Source organism: Soonwooa buanensis, assembly GCF_900167905.1.
GTDB classification, from domain to species: Bacteria; Bacteroidota; Bacteroidia; order Flavobacteriales; family Weeksellaceae; genus Soonwooa; species Soonwooa buanensis.
On sequence record NZ_FUYZ01000020.1, the window covers coordinates 1 to 10,164 of the forward strand.

A 10,164-nucleotide genomic window follows, 5' to 3' on the forward strand; every position below is an offset into this window, starting at 1 on the left:
TTTATCCACTCCAGTTCTTGGAGCTTTTCTTTTAATTTTTTAATCTCTAATTCTTTGCTCATGGCTTTACTTTTTGAGGTGTAATTGCTTAATTTTTTTCGCCAATAATCGATTGTACTTCTGGAAATATCATACTTCTTTGAAGCAAAGTTAGTAGAAATTTGCCCATTATTGATTTGCGAGATGACGAAAATTTTGAATTCAAAAGAGGTTTTTTTGCCGTTTCTTTTTCGGCAGGTTTGTCCATTTGTTAAGTCCATTGTTTAATGAAAGTGCTTAATTTTTGGTCAACCTATTTTAGGACGATGCACGTCACAAACTTACACATAACGGAAAAAGTATTGGCGAAGTGCGGGCTTAATTTGAACAAATGTTCAAGTTCAGACCAAGCGTAGCCGATGCTTTTTCAGATTGTCTAAATTAAGAAAAAAAACAATATGAAAAGCAGCGGCGGATAAATATTTCAAATTTTTCAATTATACATTTAACCCCGCATTTTGCCAATACTATGTTAGCAGAAGTGTTAATTAAAAGTCACATTTTCCAACTCATGCTTTTTCATATCCATCCTGTCTGAAAACCACTCTAAGATTACAGCTCTAAATTCATTCTTATTGACTGTTTCTTTTTTAGATCTCAGTTTCATATAGTTTTCGGTTACTATTTTTTTTGTGATTTCTCCTAACGTTTTACTTCTAAAACAAAACCCAAATTTAGATACCAAATTGATAATGCAGAAAATTATGATTGATAGCAATAAACCATTCCAAAAGTCAAAGAATAAATATATTAATGAACAAATAAAAATAATTATTAAAGCAATTGAAACAAAATTTGGTGGTTTTAGAATATTTGTTTTGAATCCCAATTCTTTGTCAATTGTTTTCACAAGTTTTCTTCTCATTGCAATTGGAACTAATTTCTCAAGATTTGTTTTTGGAGTAATATCTTCGGAAATCTTAAAATAATTAGTGATTATTTTTTTCAATTTATAAAAAACATCTTGTGACGTACAATCATCAGTGTTCTCCAAATCAATATTATCAATAATCAATTCTGTTAGCTCATTGAAGTTCTTAACTTCGACACATTTTCTCTTTGAAATTATAATATTATTTACTTTTAGAAATTCCTCTAAAGCAAATTCTAAATCTTCAATCTCATACTTGTTAAATGTGTTGTTTTTCATAACATTTCTGCTAACGGAAAAAGTATTGGCGAAGTGCGGGCTTAATTTGAACGACTGTTCAAGTTCAGACCAAACGGAGCCGATGCTTTTTCAGATTGTCTAAATTAAAGAAAAAAACAATATGAAAAGCAGCGGCGTGTAAATATTTCTACATTTTCTACTTTACATTTAACCCCGCATTTTGCCAATACAATGTTATCTGCAGTCGTAATTTTTAGTCAACAACATTATATTCATTTACTTGAAATTTAATTTCTTTGTCAATAACTTTATGATTATCATTGATTTGATAAATTATTCTTAAAGTTGAATCTCCATAATTTTCGTTTCGAATTGCTAATTTATTCGTATTTATTACTTTGTCAATTTCGTTTTTATCCAAGGTAATTATCGAATCTTTTAATTCATATTTTCCTCTAAAATGATCTGCACCAATTCCAGCGTGATTTACAAATTTATAGGTTCCATCTTTTCTAAATTCAAACCAAGCTCCATTATACCCTCCATCATATCCAGCTTGAATTATTATTGGTGAATTATCTCTCATATTTAGTGTTATTCCTGTTATGAAAAATGATATTAGAATTATAAATCCAAAAATTGAAGGAATGAAACTTTCCCATTTTTTATAGTTCTTATATTTTTTAATGTCTTTATTAATTGCGAATCCAAGAAAAATCAAAAATATTATAATTAGAAATCCATAAATCAATCCGTCGAAAATCATTTCGTTATCAGCATTTTTGATACTCCAAAAATTATAATAAAAACCAATAATCAGAAGCGGAATAATTAGCCAATTTTTCTTTAACATTTTTAAACGGATTTTTTGGAAACGATTGCAGATAACGGAAAAAGTATTGGCGAAGTGCGGGCTTAATTTGAACAAATGTTCAAGTTCAGACCAAATGGAGCCGATGCTTTTTCAGATTGTCTAAATTAAGAAAAAAAAACAATATGAAAAGCAGCGGCGGATAAATATTACAAATTGTTCTATTATACATTTAACCCCGCATTTTGCCAATACAATGTTAGGCGACGTTTTTTTTTATTGTTTTTTATTCAATATTAGATTTTTAAATGCTTGAATTATTCTCTGAAATATAGTCAGTTCAATTCCAATATTTTTACATTCTAGAGCATTAAGAAATTCTGGCAAATTTGAATAAATATTAATTTTTAAAGTTGCAATTTTTTTGTTTTTGTAATTGTACAAACTTACATATTCATTAGAATCATCATCTATTCCGTTTTTGAATCCATGAATTTCGTTTAATCTAATTTCGTTCTTAAAAATGAATAAATTTTTATATATCAATTTTCCATTTTGAATTTTTGCATTTACCAATTCAAAATAATTTTTTTTGATTAAAATATAAATCGCTGATAGAAAAAGTAAAATGAAATAAGCAAACCAAAAATAATGACCTTTAGAAATCATTTTTTCATAAGCTCCTTCAGTAAAAATAATTGGTAGAGAAAATGAAGCAAACATAAGTATAAGTCTAAAAATTACTAATAAATAATTTTTGATTTTCAAATTCATTAAATTCATCTTCTATCTTGTATTGATCGGGAGTTTAGTTAAAATGTCGCCTAACGTGAAACGGCTTTGCGAAGGAGCGGCATAGAAAGACGAATCTTTCAATGGTGGGCTAATATTAGCAAAGCCTTTTTTCTTTGCTAATATACATTTTTTAAGCAAATAAAAATAGGCTTTGCGGGTTATATGGAAAATCTTTCTACTGCTGTGTTTCCCGCTCTTTTGCAAAACCGATGTTATGTGCAGTGCGGATATTTTCTATACCTAAATGTTTTAAACCTATTGCATTGGGAAATTTATTCTTTTTTGGCGGTGGGGAAAAGAGGGAAGGGAAAAGCTTTTTTGCAAGTATGGGTTTGGTGTTGGAATGTGCGACTTGCAAATGTGCTTTTTCCTATGCGCTGGGTTTTCTTGCTAACATTCTTGTTGTTTGTAAGACAATGCTAAGCTTCTGTTGTAAATTTTTAATGATTTATGTTAAAACACTAATACGTCACAGCAACTTTCTAAGCTTCGATTGAAAAATACTAAGCTCCCACACGAGTTTTCTAATTGTTTATGTTAAAATACTAAAGTTTTGTGCTAGTTTTCTAAAGTGTTGCGGAAAATTTCTAAACTCCTATGTGAGTTTTCTAAAATATGGTGAAAGAATGCTATTTACTCATGGTTGTTTACTTTTAATGAAAAAGAGTTGCCTTAATTTCGAAGACAACTCTTGCTTATTTTTGTAGAAATTTCTGTTAATTGTTTCTACTTGTAAATTTTATTCCGCTTACTTGTTTGTATTGTGGGGAAGTTGCTCCGAAAACAGATTTTACATAGTTTTTAACATCCATTGCGATTTCAACTAAGCCAGAATCTTTGGAATAAAGGATATTATCTCTCGAAATTCTTGCATTACTGTATGCAACTTCTGCATTAATAACATTCGTATTTGCAGTTTGTAAATTATCTCTAAACGTCGTAAGCGAAGTTGTGTTTAAATCCGCTTCATTTGGAGTATAAGAAGGTATTGATGACACCAAATCTAAAAGTGAAGAGAAGTTTTCTGTAAGACTATCATAGCTTTGACGTGAAACAGAGACTTGGTTGTCGGGATTTGGAGATTGCGATGTTGGGTTTGCTCTTTTGCCTTGTAATTTGTTATTGATGGTCTTGGCATCTGCAAGGGTTTGTTCTGTAGCATCTGTAACGGAAATGGAGTTATATACTTTGGTTGCCAAAGATTTTAATGGTTCAAATGCGACTTGACGGTCACCTGTTACTGTATCGAAAGTATTCTTGGCGGTTGTAACATTGGTTAATTCTGTTTTTGCAGAAGCAAGCAAAGTATTAAGTGAAGTTAATTGCAAAGCGGTCTTTGACGGATTGTAGGCTGTTCCGTATGCTGTGCAATAACCAATAAGTTCTTGAAAATTCGCTACATTTTTAGCGTGTCCTACTTCTGATGTTGATGACATAACTTTGTGTTTTTGATGAATATCTAAATATAATAAAAAAACAGGCAATAAATGCCTGTTTGAGAATCGGATAACGAAAAATAATTAATATTTTACTATGGTTTGGTTGATAATAACTTTACTGTCCTTTGTAATATTAACAATGTAGGTACCAGTAGGATAGCTTGATAAATCGAAGCTATCACTTACTTTATCTATTATTATAACGCCCATACTGTTGGCTACTTTGATGTTAAATTCATCGTTTACTTTATTACTTGTATTGTTATTTGAAGAGAAAGGATTTGAAGAATTTTTATTACCATTGCACGGATCTGTTGGCGAATACATTACCACATATGTATTTTCTGTAGAAGATGATTTTGCTAGAATATATGTTTTACAAGGTTCGCTCATAGGAGGCGATACTGCAGCAACATATTCGGTAGTACCACAAGCATTGGTAACTTCTACTTTCACTTCCATGTACCAAGAGTTATTGTCACCGATAGCCCAAGCTTGAGGATAATTTTTCATTGCAAATAATCTGACTGTTGGTGGGTTTGAAGATATTTTTGTCCATTTTATTTGCGTAATACCTTGATCATTAAGATTAACAGGGTTACCACTATAATCACTTAAAAAGAAATGTGCTTCATTATCATTATAATAATTTGAATTGTCAATCTGATCAACACTAATTGCCGGAGAACCAATCCAAATGTTTTTTGTGAGTGTGACTGTACCGCACAGAGAATTGCCATCTCCCAATATGACCGAAAGAGTAATAAGGCCATTGTAAGCACCAATATTACTTAATGTAATATTAGGAGTGCCATTGCCAGATATGCTAATGTTTGAATTACCTCCTATAATTGACCAATTATAACTTGAAGCGCCTGCCTGAACTGAATAATTTTCAGCACTACATAAAGTTGTACTTCCAGCAATTTGCGCATTCGAACACAAGTATGAACATGATGCATTATATTGCGAATTAGTAAGCTCGGCAGCCAACCAATTGCTATTTCTTTGAGTGAATTGCAAGTGATATTCATTTCCATTCTGAGAATCAGGAGCTTTGTAAGCTGTTATAAAATTAGCAAAAGGAGAATTTTTAGGATAGTTAGGAGGTGTTACACCATTATAAGCTGCTTTATAATCGGAGTCTGATAAATTAACATTTCCATTTCCTAAATCTAATGCGCTGGGAGATGGTACAATTGTAAAGTTGAAGACACCAGAAATGCTTCCGATAGGAGGATTTATATCTCCTGTATATCCTTTCAAATTAATATAACTGCCACCATAATAATCAAAAGGAAGAACTCCTGCAGGTTGAGAGACATTTTTATTAACAATATTAACTGTAATTTTTGGTCCAATCCAAAGAATTTTTTTGTATAAGATATTTTGTTGTGATACATTGTTGTTCCCTGATTATATGAAATAGAATTACAATATATATCTGCACTATATGTAGAATGTCCAGGAACTAATCCTAAAAATCCAGAGCCAATCATTCCTGGACTTCCAATAATAACGCCACCAAGTACACCTACAATAGGGTTATAAACTATACTAAGAAGATCACCCCAAAATGACAATCCTTTATAATAATTAAATCCTAAAAGCTTATCTCCAGCATTAAATGATTGTGTATTTCCACATTCGCTGCCATTACTAATTGCTATATTTCGTATGCCCTCATTAATAGGGTAGCCTTTTGTCTTAAGCTCATTTTGAAAAGTGCTGTAAAACGAATTTTCTAAACCATAGTTTAATGTTAATCTATTCTTAAGAAGTTGACGTGTTGCAGGCTGGTCTAGAATACTAAAATAGGTTGACCAAGGCATACCTCCCAATAGAGGTACAATAACTTGTCCTGAAAAAAGAGGTATTGTGGATCCAAGATACATATTGCTAACATGTCTATAAGCAGCTTGATAAGCTAAAGGGATGTTTGCTCCTTGTTGAGGCCCATCTTGATTAACAAACAAACGGGTCTGGTGCAGCCATCCTTTTTGCTCCATATCTGTAAGCGCATATCGTGAAACCAAACCTCCCATACTTTGGCCAATAATGACATTTTTTTCAGTACTACCATATAAGGTTTTTTGTTGATTTACCCATTTTATAACTTCTTGTAATACGTATGCATTATTCTGGATATAGTCCATCCCATTTTGCCACTTGATAAAAATAATATCGTATTGTTTTATGCTATCATTTGTCAATAAATTCTGTAACGTTGCACTTCCTGATTTAATAATTTCTTTTTTAAAATTTAAAAAATCCTCTTGACCATTTAGATTCTCGGGGTTTAATATCTTATCCATATCAAAACCTGTAACCACAATCAAAGGTTTTCGGATGCCGTTGTTACCAGCATCATCTATAATTAAATTTGCTTTGCCAACAATCGAGCCTGGGAGAGATGTGGTTGCTGTAATTGTTTTGTTATAGTATTTTGCACCAAAATACGGAGTCTGATTACCGCCACCTCCGATAATGTTGGATTGAATATTGGACGCATCTATATTGGTCATAGATATACCTTTATTAATCTTTATCATACTCTGAGAAAGTAAAGTTTCTCCAGAATTAAGTACTAACTTGTATGTCCAGGTTTTAATGCCTTCGGTTGTATAAGTTGCGGAAGTTAATTGACCAAAGCTAAGATTTCTAAAACCTTTGCCATCTCCAAAGTTAATTTCGATGCTTTGTATATCTGATAAGGCATTAGAATAAAAGATATTCTGCGGAAGTTTGACTTTTACCGTATAGCCAGTATAAGTATCGATAGGTGAAGCAATACCAAAAGTCTTTTTTTCAACATAAGGATTTTGTCCAGGCACGTCATAAAATTTGCCATTGCTATATTGTAGTTTGCCACTACTAAGTGAATTATCCACATAAGCAGCATATTTGAAAAACAAGCCAGATAAGGCAATAAAATCTGTGTTACGCTCTTGCTGCCAATTATTATGAAAAGTATCAGGAGAGACAAAACCTGCTGAAACGTCACGAATCCTACTCATTAAAAGTGTGTTATAAATTTCTCTAATGTTGCCACTATTAACATAAGTAGAATCGGTAAGTACACCATTGAAAGCGGGTACGTTGGTGAATTCCATACCGTAATCCAGTAAGATGCCATTAGGTACTTTGGATTTGTCGATTGCAGAAAACAGATTGTTAGCTTGCGCTGCCCAGTCTGTATTTACCTCTTGTTGTCCGTATATAAAGGAAGTAATACCAAAAAGAAGACTGAAAAAAAGCTTGTTGAAATTTTTCATAAATTTGAGTGTTTAAAAGTTAGAATAATTGAAGTTGTTTGCTTTTAAATTTGTAGAAGATGGTTTGCCGACCATCTTCTTTTCTGTTTTTTAAGACGTATCCGTTTTCATAGTGTCGTTTTTATTTGTTATGGAGCATAATTGACATCGAATCTTCCTTCTCGAATTTCTGCTTTGTTACCTTTTGCATCAACTGCATCAAACCAAAATGTGCCTGAAATAATATGTTTTAAAGTATCTAGATGGGTGATTCTAAGTTCGCCGATATACGTTTTTGTTGTTGAAAATTTAATAAGATTATTAGTATTTAAATCAGCAATTACATATGTTCCAAAAGAATTTATTAGCGAATTATTATTTAAATTTTCTGAAAGTAAGTAAGATTTTCCTTCATCAAAGTTAACCATATCGGAGCCTAAAATTATACTGGGCAAATTTGAATCCTTATTATCATCTATCGCCAATCCAAAATGATAGCCTCCATTGAGGTATTGGTAGAATGATGCTAGGACAGGACCATTTTGTATTTTTTGTCCTCGTGGGAGAAGAATTTTTCCATTAACAAGGCAGCCTGCGGTGTTGGCACCTGTCTGTGTAATAGGGGGAAGTTTGTTATTATCTGCTGTATCTGTATTAGTAGTACGATCGCAACTAAGTAATGATAAGAGAATTGCTGTAGATAATATTGATGATTTCATAGCTGAGTATTTTATTTTTGTAAAACTAACTACTTAAAATGTAGAAAAAAATAATCATGATTAAGAAAACAAAAAAACAGACTCAAAATTGAGTCTGTTTATTAATTCTATTAATTTCAGATTTTATTTTAGAGAAAAATTCTGGTGTTACGCCGAGATATGTTGCTATAATCTTATCTTTTACACGAAGATTAATTTCGGGCGAATTTTGTAGGAATCTTTCTATGCGTTGTCTTTCACTTAAAGTATTCATAAACTGAAAATGTTGCAAATGGCGATTAATAAAAACTTCTAATATCCTAGAATACAAATGTGTAAGTACGTGAGATTGACTTAACATATTATAGAAATCGGTACGAGTAATGCTAAATGTTAGTGTGTCTTCTAAACATTGTATATTTTCATTATTTGGAGCTTGATTAGAAAAGGAAATTAAATTAGTACAAAATTCATTTTCAAAAATAAAAGCTCTAGTAACTTCTGCTCCGAAATTATTGAAATGATAAATTCTAATTGCGCCTTTTACTATAAAAAAAATGCTATCACAATCATCAGTGTCTTTTACAAGAATTTGATTTTTTCGAAACTTTTGTATGTTGAAATTCTTTGTAATTAATTCTTTTTCAAATTCTGGTAAGTCTTTATCAGTAATATGCTTAAAAATATTTTCAATATTCATTAGATGTTTTTTCAAATGTAGTAATTTAATTGCTTAGTATTATAGCTCGGGGAAAAATTAGCTCTTTTGCAAAATAAGTTGCTGGTTAGGTGTAGGCTTTTTGTAAGTGTGCTAATGAGCGTTGGCAAAAAAGGTGCTGGAAAAAGAATAAATTACACGTTGGAAAAGTAGTAATATTTTTAAACAGAAAAAAAGGGAAAATACTATTTAATTATGGTCAACTGCTCAAATCGCGTTGCACATAACGGAAAAAGTATTGGCGAAGTGCGGGCTTAAGTTGAACGAATGTTCAAGTTCAGACCAAACGGAGCCAATATTTTTTCAATGGAACTAAATTAAGCAAAAATGTGGAATTGAAAAATATTGGCGGCTAAATATTTCAAATTTTTCAATTATACATTTAACCCCGCATTTTGCCAATACAATGTTAGGCGACGTTTTTTTAAATTATTATTGTTCCAAAAATAAGAAAAGTCAATTCAGCACCTTCAATGAAATCTTTGTCCGTTGTATTTTCATCTGCATTTTTATTGATTAATTCAAAATAATATTCGTCTGGATTTATTCTACTTGACAATAATTTTTCAAAATCAGTTTCAGTAGAATTATTCTTAGTTGGGAAAATCCAAAATTTGAATCTTCTTGTTTGTGGATTTGGGTTGAGTAAAGTTAATTCATCAAATCCTGTTAATTTCAAATAATATCTTTGGTTTATTGTATATGGATCCAATAATCCATTTTTTATTATCAATTTAAATTTTTGAGGTAGCTTTTCCGCAAATTCGATTGTTTTAGTATTATTGAGAATAACTTTATTAGCTTCTACTTTGATTTGAGATTTTGAAAATTTGTGATATATTTCTTTCTTATATTTTGACTCAAAAATTTCTTTTGCAGGATGATATTTTCCAGAATCAATATTTTCGGTTTGTGCAAAAATATTAACTGAAAATGATAATGTAAATAGAGTTTGTATAACGGTTTTTGTCATGTCCTGAAATAGGTTGACTCTTTTTGGTTAATATTTAGGATTTGTTTCACGATTTAAAAATAAGAATTTTTGTTTCTAATGTCGGAATAAAATTTGGAAAAATTTCCATCACTTTGGCCAACTGATTTTCCCACATTTTATTACCGATTTTTTTCACCAACAACATCATGCAGATTTTTTTGAATAAGATTTATAAATGTGTTTATTGAACTCGTTATGAGCTTGCACAGGTGTCTTCAAACCGAGGCTCCAATGCGTTCTCTCGTTGTTGTAGATCTCCACAGCTTCTTTAATCATTTTTTGAGCGGTTTTTAAATCTTTAATGA

At 31.1% G+C, this 10,164-nt stretch carries 11 protein-coding genes; all 11 read right to left on the reverse strand.

All coding sequences use genetic code 11. From position 1 onward, the window contains the following. On the reverse strand, window positions 1-260 hold a 260-nt coding region (locus B5X62_RS15205; protein ID WP_317041916.1), incomplete at its 3' end, for a helix-turn-helix domain-containing protein. Window positions 261-523: 263 nt separating this feature from the next. Further along, window positions 524-1,189, reverse strand: a complete 666-nt coding sequence (locus B5X62_RS15210; RefSeq protein ID WP_079668337.1) for a hypothetical protein — start codon at window positions 1,187-1,189, stop codon at window positions 524-526. Window positions 1,190-1,403: 214 nt separating this feature from the next. Beyond that, on the reverse strand, window positions 1,404-2,003 hold the full coding sequence (locus tag B5X62_RS15215; protein WP_079668338.1) for a hypothetical protein: 600 nt from the start codon (window positions 2,001-2,003) through the stop codon (window positions 1,404-1,406). A gap of 234 nt (window positions 2,004-2,237) precedes the next feature. Next, window positions 2,238-2,735, reverse strand: a complete 498-nt coding sequence (locus B5X62_RS15220; RefSeq protein ID WP_144038411.1) for a hypothetical protein — start codon at window positions 2,733-2,735, stop codon at window positions 2,238-2,240. Between the two features lie 737 nt (window positions 2,736-3,472). Then, a complete protein-coding gene (locus B5X62_RS15230; RefSeq protein WP_079668346.1) occupies window positions 3,473-4,192 on the reverse strand; it encodes a hypothetical protein in 720 nt (239 codons plus the stop codon). A gap of 84 nt (window positions 4,193-4,276) precedes the next feature. Then, entirely contained in the window at window positions 4,277-5,461 is a 1,185-nt protein-coding gene (locus B5X62_RS15235; protein ID WP_079668341.1) for a hypothetical protein, read from the reverse strand. Further along, window positions 5,458-7,470 (reverse strand): hypothetical protein, encoded by a 2,013-nt coding sequence (locus tag B5X62_RS15240; RefSeq protein WP_079668342.1) that lies wholly within the window; start codon window positions 7,468-7,470, stop codon window positions 5,458-5,460. Before B5X62_RS15240 ends, B5X62_RS15235 begins: the two co-directional genes overlap by 4 nt. Window positions 7,471-7,598: 128 nt before the next feature. After that, window positions 7,599-8,168 (reverse strand): Riean_0653 family protein, encoded by a 570-nt coding sequence (locus tag B5X62_RS15245; RefSeq protein WP_079668343.1) that lies wholly within the window; start codon window positions 8,166-8,168, stop codon window positions 7,599-7,601. Window positions 8,169-8,250: 82 nt separating this feature from the next. After that, the gene (locus B5X62_RS15250) at window positions 8,251-8,847 is read right to left on the reverse strand and encodes a Crp/Fnr family transcriptional regulator (protein ID WP_079668344.1); all 597 of its coding nucleotides are present in this window, start codon (window positions 8,845-8,847) and stop codon (window positions 8,251-8,253) included. Window positions 8,848-9,289: 442 nt separating this feature from the next. Continuing rightward, window positions 9,290-9,838 carry a hypothetical protein gene (locus B5X62_RS15255; RefSeq protein WP_079668345.1) on the reverse strand — a complete coding sequence of 183 codons (549 nt, stop codon included), beginning with the start codon at window positions 9,836-9,838 and terminating at the stop codon, window positions 9,290-9,292. A 165-nt stretch (window positions 9,839-10,003) separates the two neighbouring features. Then, the gene (locus B5X62_RS15495; protein WP_144038412.1) at window positions 10,004-10,162 is read right to left on the reverse strand and encodes an integrase core domain-containing protein; all 159 of its coding nucleotides are present in this window, start codon (window positions 10,160-10,162) and stop codon (window positions 10,004-10,006) included. Window positions 10,163-10,164: the final 2 nt, after the last annotated feature.

Coding starts and splice junctions, on each gene's coding strand:
- B5X62_RS15230 (WP_079668346.1), bottom strand. CDS start 4,192: ATGTCATCAACATCAGAAGTAGGACACGCTAAAAATGTAGCGAATTTT.
- B5X62_RS15245 (WP_079668343.1), bottom strand. CDS start 8,168: ATGAAATCATCAATATTATCTACAGCAATTCTCTTATCATTACTTAGT.
- B5X62_RS15215 (WP_079668338.1), bottom strand. CDS start 2,003: ATGTTAAAGAAAAATTGGCTAATTATTCCGCTTCTGATTATTGGTTTT.
- B5X62_RS15240 (WP_079668342.1), bottom strand. CDS start 7,470: ATGAAAAATTTCAACAAGCTTTTTTTCAGTCTTCTTTTTGGTATTACT.
- B5X62_RS15250 (WP_079668344.1), bottom strand. CDS start 8,847: ATGAATATTGAAAATATTTTTAAGCATATTACTGATAAAGACTTACCA.
- B5X62_RS15220 (WP_144038411.1), bottom strand. CDS start 2,735: ATGAATTTGAAAATCAAAAATTATTTATTAGTAATTTTTAGACTTATA.
- B5X62_RS15255 (WP_079668345.1), bottom strand. CDS start 9,838: ATGACAAAAACCGTTATACAAACTCTATTTACATTATCATTTTCAGTT.
- B5X62_RS15210 (WP_079668337.1), bottom strand. CDS start 1,189: ATGAAAAACAACACATTTAACAAGTATGAGATTGAAGATTTAGAATTT.